Origin of the sequence: Microbacterium sp. LCT-H2 (assembly GCF_001866135.1) — a bacterium.
In the GTDB taxonomy this organism is placed as follows: Bacteria; Actinomycetota; Actinomycetes; order Actinomycetales; family Microbacteriaceae; genus Microbacterium.
The window spans coordinates 264108-282124 of record NZ_MODW01000003.1; the positions used below are offsets into that span (position 1 = coordinate 264108).

Annotated in this window: 18 protein-coding genes and 1 tRNA gene; 7 read left to right on the forward strand and 12 right to left on the reverse strand. The window is 71.5% G+C overall.

The genetic code is table 11. From position 1 onward, the window contains the following. Window positions 1-11 precede the first annotated feature (11 nt). Genes BK819_RS09880 through BK819_RS09900 form a run of 5 tightly spaced genes read right to left on the reverse strand, consistent with a single transcriptional unit; the run spans window position 12 to window position 4918 of the window. Window positions 12-1043, reverse strand: coding sequence for a hypothetical protein (locus BK819_RS09880; protein ID WP_071328965.1), 1032 nt, complete (start codon window positions 1041-1043; stop codon window positions 12-14). A 60-nt stretch (window positions 1044-1103) separates the two neighbouring features. Then, the gene (locus BK819_RS09885) at window positions 1104-2477 is read right to left on the reverse strand and encodes an FAD-dependent oxidoreductase (RefSeq protein ID WP_071328966.1); all 1374 of its coding nucleotides are present in this window, start codon (window positions 2475-2477) and stop codon (window positions 1104-1106) included. A 56-nt stretch (window positions 2478-2533) separates the two neighbouring features. Beyond that, window positions 2534-3595 (reverse strand): polyprenyl synthetase family protein, encoded by a 1062-nt coding sequence (locus tag BK819_RS09890; protein WP_062632900.1) that lies wholly within the window; start codon window positions 3593-3595, stop codon window positions 2534-2536. 43 nt (window positions 3596-3638) lie between these two features. After that, complete coding sequence (locus tag BK819_RS09895) at window positions 3639-4298, reverse strand: class I SAM-dependent methyltransferase (protein WP_371259840.1); 660 nt, start codon at window positions 4296-4298, stop codon at window positions 3639-3641. A gap of 56 nt (window positions 4299-4354) precedes the next feature. Further along, window positions 4355-4918 (reverse strand): DUF402 domain-containing protein, encoded by a 564-nt coding sequence (locus BK819_RS09900; RefSeq protein ID WP_071328968.1) that lies wholly within the window; start codon window positions 4916-4918, stop codon window positions 4355-4357. Between the two features lie 35 nt (window positions 4919-4953). On the opposite strand from BK819_RS09900, the gene BK819_RS09905 reads away from it, so the two are divergent. After that, window positions 4954-6207 (forward strand): isochorismate synthase MenF, encoded by a 1254-nt coding sequence (locus BK819_RS09905; RefSeq protein ID WP_071328969.1) that lies wholly within the window; start codon window positions 4954-4956, stop codon window positions 6205-6207. Between the two features lie 12 nt (window positions 6208-6219). On the opposite strand, the gene BK819_RS09910 is transcribed toward BK819_RS09905, so the two are convergent. From BK819_RS09910 to BK819_RS09920, 3 genes are read right to left on the reverse strand one after another with little or no spacing between them, the layout of a single operon-like run. Continuing rightward, the gene (locus BK819_RS09910) at window positions 6220-7062 is read right to left on the reverse strand and encodes a polyphosphate kinase 2 family protein (protein ID WP_071328970.1); all 843 of its coding nucleotides are present in this window, start codon (window positions 7060-7062) and stop codon (window positions 6220-6222) included. 16 nt (window positions 7063-7078) lie between these two features. Then, entirely contained in the window at window positions 7079-8746 is a 1668-nt protein-coding gene (menD, locus tag BK819_RS09915) for a 2-succinyl-5-enolpyruvyl-6-hydroxy-3-cyclohexene-1-carboxylic-acid synthase (protein WP_071328971.1), read from the reverse strand. Continuing rightward, the gene (locus BK819_RS09920; protein WP_025102432.1) at window positions 8743-9093 is read right to left on the reverse strand and encodes a PLD nuclease N-terminal domain-containing protein; all 351 of its coding nucleotides are present in this window, start codon (window positions 9091-9093) and stop codon (window positions 8743-8745) included. Before BK819_RS09920 ends, menD begins: the two co-directional genes overlap by 4 nt. 76 nt (window positions 9094-9169) lie before the next feature. Between BK819_RS09920 and BK819_RS09925 the strand changes: the two genes are divergently transcribed. The 3 genes from BK819_RS09925 (at window position 9170) to BK819_RS09935 (ending at window position 12429) form a co-directional block, all read left to right on the forward strand. Continuing rightward, a complete protein-coding gene (locus BK819_RS09925) occupies window positions 9170-9589 on the forward strand; it encodes a hypothetical protein (protein ID WP_071328972.1) in 420 nt (139 codons plus the stop codon). A 64-nt stretch (window positions 9590-9653) separates the two neighbouring features. Beyond that, the gene (locus BK819_RS09930; RefSeq protein WP_071328973.1) at window positions 9654-10307 is read left to right on the forward strand and encodes a thioredoxin domain-containing protein; all 654 of its coding nucleotides are present in this window, start codon (window positions 9654-9656) and stop codon (window positions 10305-10307) included. A gap of 49 nt (window positions 10308-10356) precedes the next feature. Continuing rightward, complete coding sequence (locus BK819_RS09935; RefSeq protein ID WP_071328974.1) at window positions 10357-12429, forward strand: bifunctional lysylphosphatidylglycerol flippase/synthetase MprF; 2073 nt, start codon at window positions 10357-10359, stop codon at window positions 12427-12429. 38 nt (window positions 12430-12467) lie between these two features. On the opposite strand, the gene BK819_RS09940 is transcribed toward BK819_RS09935, so the two are convergent. After that, window positions 12468-13745, reverse strand: a complete 1278-nt coding sequence (locus BK819_RS09940) for an MFS transporter (RefSeq protein WP_256209435.1) — start codon at window positions 13743-13745, stop codon at window positions 12468-12470. Window positions 13746-13815: 70 nt separating this feature from the next. Here BK819_RS09940 and BK819_RS09945 point away from each other — a divergent pair, with 70 nt between their 5' ends. After that, window positions 13816-14481 carry a TetR/AcrR family transcriptional regulator gene (locus BK819_RS09945; protein ID WP_071328976.1) on the forward strand — a complete coding sequence of 222 codons (666 nt, stop codon included), beginning with the start codon at window positions 13816-13818 and terminating at the stop codon, window positions 14479-14481. Here the strand turns inward: BK819_RS09945 and arfB are convergent. From arfB to BK819_RS09955, 3 genes are all read right to left on the reverse strand, one after another. Beyond that, the gene (gene arfB, locus BK819_RS09950; RefSeq protein WP_071328977.1) at window positions 14447-14887 is read right to left on the reverse strand and encodes an alternative ribosome rescue aminoacyl-tRNA hydrolase ArfB; all 441 of its coding nucleotides are present in this window, start codon (window positions 14885-14887) and stop codon (window positions 14447-14449) included. The genes BK819_RS09945 and arfB overlap by 35 nt on opposite strands. A 42-nt stretch (window positions 14888-14929) precedes the next feature. Further along, window positions 14930-15005, reverse strand: a tRNA-Met gene (locus BK819_RS16810). A 59-nt stretch (window positions 15006-15064) separates the two neighbouring features. After that, complete coding sequence (locus BK819_RS09955; RefSeq protein ID WP_071328978.1) at window positions 15065-16057, reverse strand: YafY family protein; 993 nt, start codon at window positions 16055-16057, stop codon at window positions 15065-15067. Window positions 16058-16120: 63 nt separating this feature from the next. Here BK819_RS09955 and BK819_RS09960 point away from each other — a divergent pair, with 63 nt between their 5' ends. Together BK819_RS09960 and BK819_RS09965 are read left to right on the forward strand one after the other, a co-directional pair. Further along, a complete protein-coding gene (locus BK819_RS09960) occupies window positions 16121-17167 on the forward strand; it encodes an ABC transporter ATP-binding protein (protein WP_071328979.1) in 1047 nt (348 codons plus the stop codon). Further along, complete coding sequence (locus BK819_RS09965; RefSeq protein ID WP_071328980.1) at window positions 17164-17946, forward strand: ABC transporter permease; 783 nt, start codon at window positions 17164-17166, stop codon at window positions 17944-17946. The genes BK819_RS09960 and BK819_RS09965 overlap by 4 nt, the downstream gene beginning before the upstream one ends. Window positions 17947-18017: the final 71 nt, after the last annotated feature.

The window sequence follows — 18017 nt, forward strand, 5'->3', positions numbered from 1 at the left end:
AGCCCACGACGTCACTCACCGCCGGGACGGGCGACGGCGAAGTCGTCCGCGATGGTGGCCGCGATCGGCGCGAGGTCGGCGATCCCCGACCCGTCGAAGGTCGTGAGACGCAGCCAGTCCGCACCCACGCGAAGATCGAGCACCGGACGGCGGAGTGCATCGACGCCGGCGCGGGCGGCATCCGCGCCCTCGATCGCGATCTCCTCTCCGTCCTGGAGCTCGTCGAACGCCCACGCGCCACCGGGCAGCGTGGTGAGCATCATGTACCCCTGCGCGGCGTACTCGTCGTCCCCGGAGGCGTAGTAGCAGATCCGCGCACCGTTGCGCTCCTGGTAGACCTCGGCCGGGATGGACCACCCGCCGAACGCGTCGATCACGTGCACCTCGGCGTCGACCTGCTCTGCGAGCTCCGTCGCGGTGAGGAACCGCGTGCAGTCCACGCCCTCGACCGCGCTCTCCGGCACATCCACCTGCCGCAGCGACGCCACGGCTGCGGCGCCGAGTCCGCGCAGGGCCTCCTCGAGCGTCGCCGTGTCGTCCGGCCCCTTCTCCGGGTCCACGACGGTCGCCGAGACCAGGACATCGCCGTCGACCAGCTGGAAGAAGCAGTATCCGCCGCTCTCGCAGCGGGACTCCTCACCGTAGTATCCACCGCGGGACTCCGCGCCGGTGATCGTCTCCTCGGCACCGGGGAGGATCGTGACCTCCCAGTTGTGCTCCGCCGTCCCCGCCGAGCAGGCGATGCCGCCCGCCCGCTGGAACATGTGCTGCGCGGGACCGGGATACCAGCTCGGCGACGACCACACGCCCAGCACCTCCGCCACCTCACCCTCGACCTCGCCGGCGGAGCCCGACATCGCGTCGGCGACATCGGTGCAGTCCACGTCGAAGGCCGGAGTCGGCGCTTCCGCCGACGCGGGAGTGGGCGCGACCGTGGCGGCGGCCGTCGGAGTGCCGGTGGGCTTCACCTCGGGCTCGGGCGCACAGCCGGACAGCAGGAGCACGGCCACGGCGCCGAGGGCCAGAAGTACACGAGGTCGCATGGCCTCAGCCTAGGGCTGCGCGGACCCGGTGCCGGGGAGCGCTCCCGGCACCGGGACGACTCACTCGCCGCGCGAGACGCGCACCATCTCGTCGCGCGGGACGACCTTCACACGTGCCCGCTCCTGCGGGGCGCCGAGGCCGATCTCGTGCTCGTCGAGGCGGTGCCAGCCGTCCAGATCGGTCCAGGCGACGCCGCGCTCGGCGAGCAGCGCCGGGATGGCTTCCTCGGACGGGTCTTCCGGGTGCCACCACGAGCCCTGGTCGTTGATGAGGTGGCGGACGGTCTCCATGGCGTCGGACTTCGTGTGGCCGATGAGGCCGACCGGGCCGCGCTTGATCCAGCCGGTCGCGTACACGCCGGGGACGCGGTCGTTCGAGTCCTTCGCGAGCACCTGGCCCTCGTGGTTGGGGATGACGCCGTGCTTCTTGTCGAAGGGGACGCCGGGCAGCGGCGAGCCGAAGTAGCCGATCGCGCGATACAGCGCCTGCACGGGTACCTCGCGCAGCTCCCCGGTGCCGACCGCACCACCCTGGCCGTCCGGCTGGGTGCGCTCGTACACGAGAGCCGCGACACGGCCGTTCTCGTCGGTGCGGACCTCGACCGGCCGCGCCCAGAAGTGCAGGTGCAGACGACGCGAGGCCGTGCCGCCGGCGTTGTTGACGGAGTCGCGCTTGCGCCACGACTGCAGGATGCGGTCGATGACCATGACCTGCTTGTTGCTCGCGACCGCGTCCTTCGAGGCCTCGTCGTAGTCGAAGTCCTCGTCGTAGACGACCATGTCGACGTCGCGCAGCTCCCCCAGCTCGCGGAGCTCCAGCGGCGTGAACTTCACCTGGGCCGGGCCCCGGCGGCCGAACACGTGCACGTCCGTGACGGCGCTCGCCTTGAGTCCCTCGTACACGTTCTCCGGGACCTCGGTGACGAGAAGGTCCTCCGCATGCTTCGCGAGCATGCGGGAGACGTCGAGGGCGACGTTGCCGTTGCCGAGGACCGCCACCGATGCGGCGTCCAGCGGCCACTCACGCGGCACGTCGGGGTGGCCATCGAACCAGCTCACGTAGTCGGCGGCGCCGTAGGAGCCCACCGCGTCGATGCCGGGGATGTCCAGCGACGTGTCGCGGATCGCTCCGGTGGCGAAGATGACCGCGTTGTAGTGCTTCTTGAGGTCGTCGAGCGTGATGTCCTCACCGAAGCGGACGTTGCCGAAGAGGCGGATGTCGCCGCGGTCGAGCACATCGCGCAGCGCGGTGATGATGCCCTTGATGCGCGGGTGATCAGGGGCGACGCCGTACCGGACGAGTCCGTACGGGGCGGGGAGCTGCTCGAACAGGTCGATGGAGACGTCGAACTTGCGCTCGGCCTTCAGCAGGATGTCCGCGGCGTAGATGCCCGCGGGGCCGGCGCCGACGATGGCCAGTCTCAGCTTGGTCATGGAGGTCCTTTCGTGTGCCGTCGCGGCAGTCACCCGGGCCCAGGGCCCGTGCGGTGTCAGCTGGAGCGCTCGGCGAGGGTCTCGGCGAATCGGGTGAGCGCTTCGCGCACGGTGCCGCGCGGCAGGGCCGTGAGGGCGTCGATCGCCTCCTGCGTCCACGCGTGCGCGAGCTCGAGGGTCTTCTGGGTGACGGCGTGGTCACGGAGTTCGTCCAGCGGTCCGTCGAGGATCGCGGGGTCGGCACCGTCGGCGATGAGGGCCACGCCGTCGTCGATGCGGGCAGCGAGATCGGCCGCCGCCGCATCCCCCTCCGCCTTGAGCAGGAGGTAGGGCATGGTCGGGACGCCCGCGCGCAGGTCGGTGCCGGGGACCTTGCCGGTCTCCTCGGGCTTGGCCGACAGGTCGATCACGTCGTCGAGGAGCTGGAAGGCGACGCCGATCTTCTCGCCGTAGACGCGCAGCGGCTCCTCGTACTCCGCGGGGGCGTTCGAGAAGATCACGCCGCCCTGGGTGGCCGCCGCGATCAGCGAACCGGTCTTGTCCGCGAGCACCTGGATGTAGAACGCGATCGGGTCGTCATCCGGCTGCGGACCGAGGGTCTCGTGCATCTGCCCGAGGACGAGGCGCTCGAACGTGTCGGCCTGGAGCCGGATGGCGCGCTCGCCGAGCCGCGACATCAGCTGGCTGGCGCGCGAGAAGAGGATGTCGCCGGTGAGGATGGCGATGTTGTTGCCCCACACCGTCTGCGCTGCGGGGACACCGCGGCGGCGGTCGGCTCCGTCCATGACGTCGTCGTGGTAGAGCGAGCCGAGGTGCGTGATCTCCAGCGCCTTCGCGACGTCGATCACCTCTCGGGTGTTGCCGTCGCCGAGCTGGGCCGCGAGCAGCGTGAGGACGGGGCGGATGCGCTTGCCGCCGGCCTCGTACAGATAGCGGCTGGCGGCGTCGGCGAGGGGATCGGCGACGCGCACGTCGTCCGCGAGCCCGGTCTCGACCAGCTCCAGTCCGTCCTCGATCGTGCGGGCGATGCGACGCGCGGCGGGACCGACGAAGACGCGATCGCTGAAGCCGAGACGGCTCGCGAGTCGCGAACCCGGGGCGCTGGGGCTCGAAGTCACGCTCCCAGCCTACCTGCGTCGGGTGCCGCCGTTCGCGCCGTGCTCACGCGGGCTTGCGCGCCCGGTGCAGGGCCACGATGCCGAAGGTGAGGTTGCGGTAGGCGACTTCCTGCCAGCCGGCCTCCCTGATCCATTCGGACAGCCGCTTCTGGTCAGGCCAGTCGCGGATCGACTCGTTCAGATAGTCGTAGGCGTCGCCGTTGGTGCCGGCGACGCGGGCCACGCGCGGGAGCACCTGCGCGTTGTAGAACCGGTAGGCCCCGCGGAAGAGCTTCCCCGGCGGGGTGGAGAACTCGTTGATGACGAGGCGGCCGCCCGGCTTGGTCACCCGGTAGAGCTCGCGCAGCGCCTTCTTCGGGTCGTTCACGTTGCGCAGCGCGTACGACATCGTCACCGCGTCGAACTCGTCGTCCGCGAACGGCAGGGCGGTGGCGTCCGCCTGCACGAAGGAGAGGTTGCGCATCGCGCCGTGGCGGCGCCGGCCCTCGGCGAGCATGCCGGGCGAGAAGTCCGCCGCGACGACCTGCGCCCCGCTGCGGGCGAGGCAGGCGGAGGAGGATGCCGTTCCCGCGCCGAGATCGAGGATGCGCTCCCCCGGCTTCGGGGCGACGGCGCGGGTGGTCGCGGCCCGCCACAACGCGTCGTTGCCGAAGGTCATCGCGGTGTTCGTGCGGTCGTATCCGGCGGCGACCTGGTCGAACATGCCGCTGACGCGGGCGGGGTCCTTGCCGAGATCGGCGCGGTTCTTGTCGTTCGCGGTCACGCGTCCAGTCTAGGCGCGAGCTCCAGCGCTTCGAGCCGGTCCAGCCAGGGATCGGCCGTGGCGTCGTCGAACGGCGCCGTGCGTTCCCTGACCCGCGTCTCGAGGTCGAGCGCCAGCTCCTCCAGATGGCGCATGACGGCGGCCGGGTAGCCGTAGCGGGCGCTGTGCTCCACCCATTCGTCACGGTCGTCCACCCAGGTGCCGCGCTCGCCCTCCACGCGGACGACGTCGAGGTCCATGTCGATCCCGGTCGCGAGCAGCGGGTCCTCCGACCACCGCACGTCCCACCCGAGGTCGATGTAGATACGCATCCCGCGGGGATGCCGGCGATTGACGGTGAGCGCGAAGTCGGCGCTCGGCGGGACGAGGGTGACGTTCGGCGTGGCGGCGTGGAACTCGGCTCCCGGGCGGACGCTGTGCCATCCGGCGGGCTGCCCCACCCAGTCGCCCCAGCGATCGGCGCCGAGGTACACGCACTCGTGGCGCCAGTGCGGCGACCCGTCCCACTTGCGCCACTGGAAGATCATCTCGGCACCGGCTGCGGGTCGCGCATCGCTCATCCGCCCACCCTACGGCCGCGGAATATGCTGGAGTTGTGCACCACACCCCCCTGATCGTGGAGACCCGAGAGATCGACCCGGTCGAAGACCTCCTCTCCTATGCGGACCCCGCCCGCCCCCTCGCGTGGTTCCGCCGCGGCGACGGGATCGTGGCGGTGGGCGAGCCGTTCGCCGAGCTCCGCCCGTCGGCCGAGGAGGGGCGCACCCGCGCCGAGACCCTCGCGGCGCTCTGGGAGAGCCTCGCGGCGGCGGCCGAGGTCTCCGACCCGCTGCGACTCCCGGGAACCGGACTCGTCGCGTTCGGGGCCTTCACCTTCGACGAGGACTCGCACGCCGACAGCGTGCTCACGATCCCCTCGCGGATCCGCGGCCGCCACGGCGACCGCTTCTGGGAGACCCGTATCCGCCGGTCCGACGACGAGCGCGCGCCGGGTGACGTCGAGCCGGCGGAGTACGGACCGCACTGGGCGGGCACCATCGGCCCCGGAGCGCAGAGCCCGCAGGGCTACCAGGACGCGGTGCGCGGAGCGCTGGGCCGCATCGCGGACGGCGAGCTCAGCAAGGTCGTCCTCGCCCGCGACCTCCAGGGCACCATCCCCGCCAGCTCCGACCTGCGACGCCTCGTCCGTGCGCTGGCCACCGGGTACCCGGACACCTGGGTCTTCGCCGTGGACGGGCTGATCGGCGCGAGCCCGGAGACCCTCGTCACGGTGCAGGACCGCACGGTGACCGCGCGCGTGCTCGCCGGGACGATCGGACGCGGGGCCGACGCCGACGCCGACACCACGGCCTCCGCGCACCTCGCCTCCAGCACCAAGGACCTCGACGAGCACCAGTACGCCGTGCAGAGCGTGCTCGCCTCCCTCCGCCCGTACACCAGGGCCCTGGCGGCGAGCGAGCAGCCCTTCCTCCTCAAGCTGCCGAACCTCTTCCACCTCGCGACCGATGTGGAGGGCGAGCTGGAGAACGGTCGGTCGGCCCTCGATCTGGTGCGCGCACTCCACCCGACCGCCGCCGTCGCCGGCACCCCGACACCGACGGCCATCACCGCCATCCGGGAACTCGAACCGTTCGACCGCGGGCGCTACGCCGGACCGGTCGGCTGGGTCGACGCGGACGGCAACGGCGAGTGGGCCATCGCGCTGCGGTGCGCGCAGTTCACGACGACGGACGACGCGATCGCGGTCACCGCCTACGCCGGGGCCGGAATCGTCGCCGGATCAGATCCCGAGAGTGAACTCCTCGAGACGCGGGTGAAGTTCCGCCCGCTCGTCGACGCGCTGGCCTGAGTCCCCGCGCGGTCAGCTCGCGGCGAGGCGCTTCTTCTCGGCCTCGACGTCGAAGTCGGCCACCGGCCACTGCGGATCGATGTCCTCGAGGGCGGCGAGCAGCAGCTCCTGCACGGCCAGCCGGGCATACCACTTCGCATTCGCGGGCACGACGTACCAGGGGGCGGCCTCCGTGGACGTACGGTCGAAGACGGTCTGATACGCCTCCATGTACTCGGGCCACAGCATCCGCTCGTCGACGTCGCCGGGGTTGTACTTCCAGTGCTTGTCGGGGCGTTCCAGGCGTTCCATCAGCCGCGCCTTCTGCTCCTCCGGGGAGATGTGCAGCATGACCTTGACGATGCGGACGCCGGAGGCCGCGACGCGCTCCTCGAACGCGTTGATCGCGTCATAGCGCCGCTCGATCTCCGCGGGATCGGCGAGGTGCCGCACCCGTCCGATGAGCACGTCCTCGTAGTGCGAGCGGTCGAAGACTCCGATGAACCCGGGCTCCGGAACCCGCTTCTCGACGCGCCACAGGAAGTCGTGCCGGCGCTCCTCCTCCGTCGGCGCCTTGAATGCGGCGAGTGCGACGCCCTGGGGATCGACGCCCCCGACGACATGGCGGACGATGCCGCCCTTGCCCGCCGAGTCCATCGCCTGCAGGACGAGCAGCACCGCATCCTGGGCGGCGCCCACCCGGCTCTGGGCGAACAGCCGCTCCTGCAGGGTGTTCAGCTGTTCGAGACCGGCCTCCAGGTCGGCCGTGCCGCGGGACTTGCCGTGGTCGTAGCCGGGCTTGCTGTCGGGATCGACGTCGGCGAGGCGGAAGCCGGGTCGCACCCGCAGGTTCTGCGTCCAGGTGTGCGCGTTCATACGCACATGATGCCAGTCACCGCGGCAGCGGCACCTCGATGATCTGGCGGCCGCCGCGCGGCGTCGTCAGCGCCTGATCGAGAGCGGTGCGCGTGGTGACCCGCTGATACTCCCAGCCGTAGGCGAGCGCGAGGTGCTCCAGACGCACCCCGTGCGGGGTGTAGAACACGCGATCGAGGTGTGCGGCAGGCGCGGTGCCCGCCACCTCGAGGCCGTCGAAGATCGTCCCGCCTCCGTCGTTGCCGACGATGACCTGGAGGCGCGGCTCCGTCTCGTCGTCCGGGAACAGCATCGCCCCCACGTCGTGGAGGAACGCGAGGTCGCCGAGCAGCACGCGGGTCACGCCGGGGGCGCCGGCGGCCTGGCTCGCGACGGCGATGCCCGTGGCGGTGGCGATCGTGCCGTCGATCCCGGCCAGTCCGCGGTTGGCGTGCACCGGGACCTTCTTGCCGCCGAGCACCTCGTCGGCGACGCGCACCAGGCGCGACGATCCGAAGACGAGACGGTCGTGCGGCCAGGTGGCCCGCCACACCGCATCCACGAGGCGCTCGCGGTCGAGCGGGCGCCGCACGGCGTCGAGTTCCGCGCGCACGGCGTCGCGGCGGGCAGCGAAGTCGGTAGAGGAGAGCCCTTCGGTGTCGGGGGCGTTCTCGCTGAGATCCACGGCCTCGTCGGCGGCGGCCCGCATCCAGGCGCCGAGCCACTCCCGGTCGGTCTCCCCCGGCGTGACCGTGACGGCCGAGACGGCGCGGGTGCGGTGGTTGAGGTTCAGCTCCTCGCCGCCCTTGCGGACCGCGATCACCTCCACGTCCGCGCGGGACAGCAGGCGCGCGGCCTCGCGGCTGAGCGTGGGGTGCCCGAGCACGACCACCCGCTCGATACGTCCGCCGAGGTCGTCGCGGGACAGCAGCCGACGATACCCGTGGACAACCTGGCGTCCGAACCGCGCGCCGCTGACGATCTCCGCGATGAGCGGCCACCCGCCGGCATGGGCGATCTCCTCCGCCGCGGCGCCCGCATCGGCGCCCGCGAGGACCACGGTGCGCGGGCCGCGCTCCAGCGCGCACGCCTCCGGCTCCGGCAGGCGCGGGGCCTCGCCCAGCGACAGCGTGCGCGCCGGCATCGCCCCCGACAGCGGCTCGCGGGACGGCAGGTTCAGGTGCACGGGGCCGGCGACGCCAGGAAGCCCGGACTCCGATTCCGCCGCTCCGAGCGCGAGGGCGACCGCGCGCGCGGCGAGGCCGTCCCACTCGCCGTCTCCGGGAACGGGCGCGTCGATCTGCGCCCGGATCCAGGGGTGGAACAGACCCTCCTGGAGGGTCGCCTGGTTCGCACCGACCCCCCGCAGCTCGGGAGGCCGATCCGCGGTGAGCAGCAGCAGCGGCACCCCGGAGTGGAACGCCTCCATCGTCGCCGGGAGGAGGTTCGCGACGGCCGTGCCACTGGTGCACACGACCGCGACGGGGACCCTCGTCTCCCTGGCGATGCCCAGGGCGGTGAACCCGGCGACCCGCTCGTCGATCCGCACGTGCACGCGGAGCGCGCCTTCGTCGGCGAAGGTCGCCGCGGCGAGCGCGAGCGCCTGCGAGCGTGACCCCGGGGACAGCACGACGTCACGGACGCCGTGGGCCACCAGATCGGCGAACAGGGAGGCCGCGGCCTCCGTCGCCGGTGACGAGGTCACGGGCGCGGGTCCGCGGCGGGCGGCTCGTCGGTCTCCTCGTCGAGCCGCGCGAGCTCCTCCTCGAGGCGACGGATGCGGGCGTCCTGCTCCGCCTTGCTGATGCTGCGGAGGAACGCGGGGTCGTCGTCGGGAGCGACGGTGCGCGGCACGCCCTGGTCGTTCGCCCGTCGGCGGCCGATGACGAACCAGAGGATGCCGCCGATGACGGGGATGAGGACGACGATGGCGACCCAGGCGGCCTTGGGCACGCCCCGGTGCCGCGTCGCCGGCTGCACGGCGCAGTCGACGATGCTGTACACCCAGAAGACGGCGGCGAGGAAGCCGCCGACGATCAGTAGTCTCGCCACCCCTCCAGTCTAGGCATGTCGGGGTCGGACGGGCCTCGGGGGACGGCAAAGGCCCCGTTGTTAGACTGCGCAGGACATGCCGCCCCTCGCCCCCGTCCCGACGCCGCGAGCGCGCGCCGAGCGGATCCTGCGCAGCCGGATCATGATCGCCGTCGGCCTCGCGCTCCTCCTCGTCGTCGGCGCCTGGTCGGCCTCCCACGGGTCGGCGGATGCGCACGCGACCCTGTGCCTCGCCCCGGGCGTCTCGCAGCCGGTCGACACCTCGGCGGAGGGACCGATCGCGGAGACCGCACCGGCGGATCCGGCCGCGGCGGCGGCGTGCGCCGCGGCTGCCCTCTGCTGCGTCGCCCTCGTCCTCCTCTTCCGGCAGCTGCGCACCCGCAGCGGCCTGCGGTTCCGCGGTCTCCTTCCGCGGACGACCGCACGGTTCCGTGCCGGTCCCCGTCCGTTCCTGCCCGCGGTCTCGCTCATCCAACTCTCCATCTCCCGCACCTGATCCGACGCCGGCTCCGGCCGCCTCCGCGGCACCCCTTGTCGTATCCCCCGTGTTTGGAGACCCCATGAAGACCCCCGTCAAGGCGACCCTGATCGCCGTCGCCGTCGCCGCCGTGCTGCTGGTTGCCGGCATCGTCTACGCCCTCAGCCAGCAGCCCGCGCAGCCCGATCCCGAGGCCGGCGAGAAACTGCCCACCGTCCGCACCGACTCCCACGTGCTCGACGAGGGCGGCCCCGACGCCGTCACCGTCGTCGAGTTCCTCGACTTCGAGTGCGAGGCCTGCGGCGCCTTCTATCCGATCGTGGAGGAGCTGCGCGCCACCTACGAGGGCGACATCCGCTACGTGACCCGGTACTTCCCCCTGCCCGGGCATGTGAACTCGACGCAGGCCGCTCTCGCCGCCGAGGCCGCCGCGCAGCAGGGCCGCTACGAGGACATGTTCCACCGGCTGTTCGAGACGCAGGCGCAGTGGGGCGAGCAGTCGACGGAGACGCCGGAGGTATTCCGCGCGTTCGCCGAGGACCTCGGGCTCGACCTGGCCGCGTACGACGCCGCGGTCGCCGATCCGGCGACCCTCGCCCGGGTGCAGCAGGACAAGCGCGACGGCGAGCGGCTGGGCGTGAGCAGCACCCCGACTTTCTTCGTCGACGGCGAGAAGGTCGAGATCGTCGAGTGGAACGACCTGGAAGAGGCGATCGCGAAGGCCGTCGCCGAATGATGCGGTCGGTGGGGTCGCCGTGCGGCGGCCCCACCTCTACGCTGAGCGCATGACCTCGGAGCGCCCCTCGTCGGCCCGCCTCCTGTTCGGGGCCCTGCGGACCACGCCGGCGACGCTGACGATGATCGGTCTCGTGCTGCTCACCGGCGTGATCTGGCAGGGGCTGTGGCGGCCGTTCGAAGACTCGGCCCTCTTCCCCGCCGTCGCCTACGGGCTGCCGAGCCTGGCCGAGGGCAAGTGGTGGACGCCGGTCACGGGGACGTTCTTCGTCAACGAACCCTGGGTGTACGTCTTCACCATCGCCGGGTTCTGGGGGATGGGCTTCCTGGAGCACCGTCGCGGCACCCGGGTCGCCATCGCCTACTTCGCGGTCGGACAGCTCTTCGCCGTCTTCGCCACCGCCCTGTTCCTGCTGCTGGTGTCGCAGCTGCCGTGGGCGTGGGCGCAGACCCAGGCACAGGCCCTCGACGTCGGGGCGTCCGGCGGCACCATGGCCTGCATCGCCGCTGCCGTCGGCCTGTTCCGGCCGCCCTGGCGGGTGCGCGCGTGGCTGGTGCTCCTCGGATTCGTGTTCGTCGCGATGATGTTCTGGGGAAAGCTGGCCGACCTCGAGCACCTGTTCGCGGTGCTGCTCATCCTCTTCGTCGACCGGAGCCTGCGCGTGCGGCGCACGACCGTCCGGGAGCAGCGGCTGATCGCCGTGATGGCGGTGCTCACGCTCGTGGCCATCGAGATCATCACGGTCCTCGTACCGACCGATGGTCCGTTCGGCCCGACCGAACCGGCGTCCGGCGGGTTCATCGACACGGCGATCGACGTCGCGGTGATCCTGTTCATCGCGAACGGCCTGCGGCGCGGTCGCCGCTGGGCCTGGGTGGTGGCCATCGTCCTCGGCCCGCTCAACGTGCTGGCCGCCACGCTCGTGCTCGTCCTCATCATCCTCACGAGTGAGGCGCAGCTGGAGACGGTGATCGATGCGGAGACCGAGCTGACGCTCGCCACGGGCGTGCTCTGGGCACTGGTGCTCGTATATCTCGTGGCAGTGCGGCGGGCGTTCCGCGCGCGCCGCTCGACAGCTCTCGGACGACAGCCTGCCCCGACCGGAGACGAGCTCCGCCGCGAACTGCGGGCGCACGGCGGCGGCACCCTCTCCTGGATGACGACGTGGGAGGGCAACGGCTATGCCCGCGTGGACGGCGGGATCGTCGCGTACCAGCGCCGCAACGGCGTCGCGCTGGCGCTCGCCGACCCGATCGGCCCGGCGGAGTCCCGCGCGACGGCGGTGCGCGACTTCATCCGCGCGGCCGAGGACGCCGGCCTCGTGCCGTGCTTCTTCAGTGCGGACGAGGCGACGAGAGCGGCGGTCCCGGAGACGTGGCGCAGCCTCGTGGTGGCCGATGACACGATCGTCGACCTCCCCGGTCTCACCTTCACCGGCAAGCGCTGGCAGCCGGTGCGCACCTCCCTCAACCGGGCGGGGCGGGAGCAGATGACCTTCCGGCTCACCCATCTGGCCGCGGAGACCTGGGGCCTGCGGCAGCAGCTCCGCGGGATCTCGGAGGCGTGGGTCGGCGACAAGGATCTCCCGGAGATGCGGTTCACGCTGGGGACTCTGGAGGAGGCGGAGGACCCCGAGGTGCGACTCGCCCTCGCGATCGCTCCGAACGGCGACGTCGACGGCTTCCTGTCCTGGTTGCCCGTGTACGGGGAGGGCGGGGTGGTGCGCGGCTGGACCCTCGACCTCATGCGGCGCCGCGAGGGCGGCTTCGGACCGGTGATGGAGTATCTGATCGGCGCCTCCGCCCAGCAGTTCTCGGAGGAGGGCGCCGAGATCATGTCGCTCTCCGGCGCTCCCCTCGCGCACGACTACCCGCCGGACGCGGGGGTGATCGCCGCACTGAGCGAGCGCCTGGCCGACGCGCTCGAGCCCGTCTACGGCTTCCGCTCGCTGCACCGCTTCAAGGAGAAGTTCCACCCCCGCTACGAGACCATGTACCTCCTCTTCCGCGACGAGAGCGACCTCACCCGCATCGGCGGCGCCCTCACCCGGGCCTTCCTCCCCGATGCCACGCTGCGGCAGTTCGCCGGGGCAGGAGTGGAGCTCGTCCGCGGCGAGCGCTGACCCCCGCGGACCCCCGACGCCGCTCCGGACCCCTCGGCTCAGACCCGCGCTTCGGCGACTCCGACGGCGTCCTGCGCCTCCGAGACGGGACGCTTCGCGGTGTTCGCGATATGCGCCCGCGCGACGACGAGCGCGGCGACGACCATGATCCCGACGCCCAGCCAGTACGGCGCGGCATGGCTGACCGCGGTGTACAGAGCGGCCGCGATCAACGGCGCGATCGTGCCCATCGCGGCGTTGAGGGACTGCGTGGCGCCTCCGAGCCAGCCCTGCTCGTCGTCGCCGACGGCGTTGGACATCGCGCCGTCCATCGCGGCCTGGGCAGCGCCCTGACCGGCGGCGAGCAGGAGCGCGCCGACGATGAAGAGCCACGGCTGGGCGAGCAGCGAGGCCACGACCGCGAGACCGGCGAGACCGATCGCCTGCGCGGTGATGGCGCTGACGATCACGCCGCGCTCCCCCATCCGCGGTAGCAGGATGCCGAGCAGCACGCCCTGGATGAGGATGTCGATGATGCCGACCCCCGCCGTGAGCAGGCCGATCTGCGTCGGTCCCCACTGGATGGCGTCGAGGGCGAGCACGCTGAAGTTGTTCACGAAGAAGCCGAACGGCAGCGCGAGCAGTGCGAACGCGATCATCAGTCCGCGGAGCTCGGGCCGACCGAGCGCGGTACGGAACACGCCGAACGGCTGGACGTCGTGGAGAGCGATCCGGGCGATGCGGTTCTCCGGGCGCAGGCTCTCCGGCAGCAGGAAGATGCTGAGGACCGCGATCGTGAGACCGACCGCCGCGGTGAGGAACACGGGCAGACGCAGATCGATCGCGGCGAGCAGACCGCCGATGGCGGGACCGATCATGGTGCCGATGCCGGTCAGTGCGCCGAGGAGGCCGAAGCGCTGCGCGCGCTTCTCGGGCGGCGTGATGTCGGCCAGGTAGGCGAACAGGGCGGGAAGGTCCCCGGCCGTCAGCCCCTGGATGACACGGGCGAGCACGAGCACCCAGATCGCCCCGCCCACGCCGAACAGCGCCATCGAGAAGGCCGCGCCGAACGCCGCGACGATGATGACGGGTCGTCGTCCGAACCGATCGGAGAGGCGGCCGAGGAGCGGTGCGGCGAGGAAGGCGCACAGCCCGTTGACCGCTTCCAGCACGCCGACCCAGAGAGCGAGGTCGTGTTCGTGCGCGACGTACTGCAGCACGACGAACGGCAGGACGGGGAGGACGACGGTCATGCCGATGACCGTGAGCATCGTCAGGACGACGAGCATGACCCAGGCGCGGCCGGCGCCGCGAACGGGAAGATGAGGTGAAGTCATATCAAAAGTGTAGCGATACCAGTTTTGGTGTCAATACACTTTCTGGTCGAGTGCACGATAAGGTGGCCGCATGACGACGCCCCCGCCCCTGGGCCGCCGCGAGCGCAAGAAAGCCGCGACCCGCAAGAACATCTCCGACGTGGCCACCCGGATGTTCCTGGAGCGCGGGTTCGACAACGTGAGCATCCGCGAGGTCGCCGACGCCGCCGATGTCTCCCCCACCACCGTGTTCGCCCACTTCCCGCAGAAGGAGGCGCTCGTCTTTGACGAGGATGACGAGCAGCGCGATCGCCTCGTATCGGCGGTGCGCGACCGGCCGACCGGCGTGACGATCAATCGGGCCATCCACGACTTCTACGCGGCCGAGATCGGCGCCAACCTCGACGAGCACGGCGACGACGTGGCCCGCGTCTTCCTGCGCTTCCTCAACGAGACCCCGGCGCTCCGCGACTACGCGTCGAAGATGTGGCTGCGCCATGAGGATGCACTCGCCGCGGCCATCGCCGACGAGCTCGGCATCCCCAGCCCCACCCCCGAGGTCCGGGTGTACGCACGATTCGTCCTGCAGATGCAGATCCTCGTCACCGAGAGCGACGACCAGCAGGAGGTGCTCGACGCCGGCTCCGCGCTCCTCGAACACGGCTGGGCCCCGATCGAGGAGCAGCTCACCGGCTCGCGGAGCGCACAGACGGGTCCGGACGTCAGTCCTCGCGGGGGCGCCGCCGCAGGCTCTTGACGTCGGTGCGGCGGTGCTTCGCCGTCAGCCGCCGCTCCTTCGATCCCCGACTCGGCTTCGTCGCCCGTCGGGCCGGCGCCGGCGGACGTATCGCCTCCGCGACGAGCGCGGCGAGCCGTTCCCTGGCCGCCTCCCGATTGCGCAGCTGCGCACGGTGCTCGGAGGCGGCGACCGTCAGCACGCCGTCGACCAGTCGTCCGCGGAGCCGCTCCAGGATCCGGCCGCGCTGCGTCGGGGACAGGGCCGCGGAGTTAGCCGCATCCCACACCAGCTCGACCCGGGAGTCGGTGGTGTTCACGCCCTGACCGCCGGGCCCCGACGATCGGGAGAACCGCCAGGACAGCTCGGCCTCCGGGATCGTCAGACCCGCGGAGACCCGGAGTCCGGGGCGAGGGGCGGAAGGCATGCCTCCATCATCGGGGATGAGCGGCCGCGCAGAGGGACCGAGTGGACGCGACGGCGGGAGTCGAACCCGCAACGCCTCCGGATATGAGCCGGGGCCCGGGACCGCCCGGATCGCCGCGATGGGGTCGACGTTACCCGGCCGTGATCATCCCCACCAGGACCGTTGCCTGGGATAACACTATGAGTCGCCGGATAACGCGGAGGGCGTCGCGTCGAGCGCTCGCAGGAGACGCTCCACCGCTTCGCGCAACTCCGACCGATGCGGCTCCGGGAAGCTCGTCGTGTACTCGACACCCGCGGGGATCCAGAGCAGCCCGTACATCGCCTCGCGCCAGTCCGAGCCGCCGACCGGCCAGCGCGTACGCTGAGCGCCCTCTGCCGTCGCGCCCTGCGACCACGGTCCGAAACGGGCCTGCATCTCGGCGAGCGGCAGGTCCATCACGGCGTCGGTCTCGACCTTCTGCGGAGACCACGACGAGGCGATGAGGACCCGCTCCTCGATCTCCTCCTCGGTCAGGGGCCTCCGCGTGAACAGCACCCGCGTGTGCTCCACCGCCGCGATCCGATCGACGCGGAACGTCCGCCAGTCGTCGCGGTCGAGATCCCAGCACAGCAGGAACCACCGGCGGCCGGCGGGCGCGAGGGCATGGGGCTCGACCCGGCGCACGCTCTCTGTCCCCTCCCCGTCGACGTACCGCACGCGCAGGCGTTCGGCGTCCCGCGTCGCCAAGGCGACCTCGCCGATCACCACGGGCGAGACGGCGGGGGCGTCGCCGATGCGCGGCGGACGCACGGAGGCCGCGAGCGCGTTCACCCGCTGTCGCAGCGGCGACGGCAGGACCTGCTCGAGTTTGGCGAGTGCGGTGAGGGTGACCTCCGCGCCCCCGATGACCTGTTGCGTCGCGGCGACCCTCAGGCCGATGGCCATGGTCACAGCTTCGTCGTCGGTGAGGAGCAGTGGCGGGACGGCGCTCCCCGCTTCCAGCCGGTACCCGCCGGCGGCCCCCGGTGTCGACTCGACGCGATATCCGAGCTCGCGGAGCCGATCGACGTCGCGCCGGACGGTGCGCTCGGTGACACCGAGGCGCGCGGCGAGCTCGGTTCCCGGCCAATGCCGATGCGTCTGCAGCAGGTTGAGCAGGGCGAGGGCCCGCACGGTGGTGTCGCTCATGTTCGCCAGACTGCCAGATATCGCGGACAGTATCTGTCCTGGTTCGCTTCTACGCTCGCGGTCATGAACGAACCCCTCATCGAGACCGAAGGCCTCACCAAGACCTTCACCGTCAAGAAGACGCCGGTCCATGCCGTGACCGACGTCTCCTTCACCGCCGTCCGCGGAGAGCTCGTCGCGTTCCTCGGCCCGAACGGCGCCGGCAAGTCGACGACCCTGCGGATGCTGACCACGCTGATCCCGCCCACCTCGGGGCGTGCGAGGGTGGTGGGCCACGACATCCATGCCGACGCGGCGGGCGTACGGGCCCGCATCGGCTACGTCGGACAGCTCACCAGCGGCAGCTTCTCTCAGCGCGTCCGTGATGAGCTGCTGAGCCAGGGCGCCTTCTACGGAATGTCGAAGCGGGACAGCGCGCGCCGGGCCGACGAACTCATCGAGTCGCTCGACCTCACATCGTTCGCCACGCGCACCGTCCAGCAGCTCAGCGGCGGGCAGAAGCGTCGGCTCGACATCGCGCTCGGGCTCATGCACGCGCCGCCGCTGATCTTCCTCGACGAGCCGTCTACCGGACTCGACCCGCAGAGTCGGGCGAACCTCTGGGAGCACATCCTCGACCTGCGCACGCAGCACGGCACCACCGTGTTCCTCACCACGCACTACCTGGAGGAGGCCGACCGTTACGCCGAGCGCGTGATGGTCATGGACAGGGGACGCATCATCGCCGACGACGACGCGGCCTCCCTCAAGGCGACACTCGCCGGGGACGTGCTGACGTTCGGGTTCGCGGATGCCGCAGAGGCGGAGAGGGCCCGTGCCGTGGTCGCCGGGCTCAGCACGGCCGAGGTCACGATCGACGGGGCCGCCGTGTCGCTCGCGGTTCCGGACGGCGACCGCCTGCTCCCGGTCATCGTGCGCGAACTCGACGGTGCCGGCATCCTGGTCCGCCGCGCGACGGGGGTGCCGCCCACCCTGGACGACGTCTTCCTCGCCCTCACCGGCCGCACCCTGCGCGAAGCCGGAGAGGGCGCAGATGCCGCGGATGACGCATCCGCCATGGAAGCGGCACCCGCCGCCTCCCAGAACAGCACGACAGGAGCCCGCTCATGACCATCCCCACCGACACCCTCGTGCGTCCGAACCTCGCGCGCGACACCAGGAACGTGCTGAGCCGGGAGCTCAAGCCCGTGCTCCGCGACCCGTTCACGCTGATCTTCAGCCTGCTCCAGCCGCTCGTCTTCCTCGGCCTGTTCGCTCCGCTGCTGATCGGCGACTCCGGGCGTCCGGCCGGGGAGACGCTGGCCTGGTTCGTCCCGGGCGTCCTCGTGATGATCGTGCTGTTCGGCACCGGCTCGACCGGGTCGAACCTGCAGTACGAGATGATGACCGGCTCGCACGAGCGCACTCTCGTCGCCCCACTGGCACGATCCTCGCTGCTCGTCGGCCGCGCACTGAAGGAGATCGCGCCGATCGTCGTGCAGGCACTCATCATCGTCCTGATCGCCTGGCCGTTCGGCTTCGCCGCCGACATCCCCGGCCTGCTCATCGGCCTCGCGCTGCTCGCTGTGTTCGGCGTGGGCCTCGGCTCGCTCTCGTACTCCCTCGCCCTGGCGACGAAGGATCGCGAGTGGCTGTTCTGGGGCGTGCAGCAGTCGCTGATCTTCCCGCTGCTGATCCTGTCCGGGATGCTGCTCCCTCTCGATGCGGCTCCCGACTGGATGCGCGTCGTCGCCGCGGTCAATCCGGTGAACTGGGTGGTGCAGGCGGAGCGCGCCCTCTTCGCGGGCGAGCTCGGCGATGTCACCGTCCTGTGGGGCTGGGTGTCCGCACTGGCGGTCGCCGCGGTGGGCCTCGTGGTCGGTGTGAGGGCGATCCGCCGAAGCAGCTGAGCTCGGACGCGGGTGCCGCCGCCCTCCGCGGCGGCACCCCGTCCCGCTAGCGTCGCCGTCGCTTGTCGTCA

What these genes read in the sequence shown, in the direction of transcription:
- BK819_RS09940 (WP_256209435.1), bottom strand. Translation starts at nt 13,745, where the DNA reads ATGACTTCACCTCATCTTCCCGTTCGCGGCGCCGGCCGCGCCTGGGTC.
- BK819_RS09910 (WP_071328970.1), bottom strand. Translation starts at nt 7,062, where the DNA reads ATGAACGCGCACACCTGGACGCAGAACCTGCGGGTGCGACCCGGCTTC.
- BK819_RS09885 (WP_071328966.1), bottom strand. Translation starts at nt 2,477, where the DNA reads ATGACCAAGCTGAGACTGGCCATCGTCGGCGCCGGCCCCGCGGGCATC.
- BK819_RS09965 (WP_071328980.1), top strand. Translation starts at nt 17,164, where the DNA reads ATGACCATCCCCACCGACACCCTCGTGCGTCCGAACCTCGCGCGCGAC.
- BK819_RS09895 (WP_371259840.1), bottom strand. Translation starts at nt 4,298, where the DNA reads ATGTTCGACCAGGTCGCCGCCGGATACGACCGCACGAACACCGCGATG.
- BK819_RS09955 (WP_071328978.1), bottom strand. Translation starts at nt 16,057, where the DNA reads ATGAGCGACACCACCGTGCGGGCCCTCGCCCTGCTCAACCTGCTGCAG.
- BK819_RS09925 (WP_071328972.1), top strand. Translation starts at nt 9,170, where the DNA reads ATGCCGCCCCTCGCCCCCGTCCCGACGCCGCGAGCGCGCGCCGAGCGG.
- BK819_RS09900 (WP_071328968.1), bottom strand. Translation starts at nt 4,918, where the DNA reads ATGAGCGATGCGCGACCCGCAGCCGGTGCCGAGATGATCTTCCAGTGG.
- BK819_RS09880 (WP_071328965.1), bottom strand. Translation starts at nt 1,043, where the DNA reads ATGCGACCTCGTGTACTTCTGGCCCTCGGCGCCGTGGCCGTGCTCCTG.
- arfB (WP_071328977.1), bottom strand. Translation starts at nt 14,887, where the DNA reads ATGCCTTCCGCCCCTCGCCCCGGACTCCGGGTCTCCGCGGGTCTGACG.
- BK819_RS09945 (WP_071328976.1), top strand. Translation starts at nt 13,816, where the DNA reads ATGACGACGCCCCCGCCCCTGGGCCGCCGCGAGCGCAAGAAAGCCGCG.
- BK819_RS09960 (WP_071328979.1), top strand. Translation starts at nt 16,121, where the DNA reads ATGAACGAACCCCTCATCGAGACCGAAGGCCTCACCAAGACCTTCACC.
- BK819_RS09935 (WP_071328974.1), top strand. Translation starts at nt 10,357, where the DNA reads ATGACCTCGGAGCGCCCCTCGTCGGCCCGCCTCCTGTTCGGGGCCCTG.
- BK819_RS09930 (WP_071328973.1), top strand. Translation starts at nt 9,654, where the DNA reads ATGAAGACCCCCGTCAAGGCGACCCTGATCGCCGTCGCCGTCGCCGCC.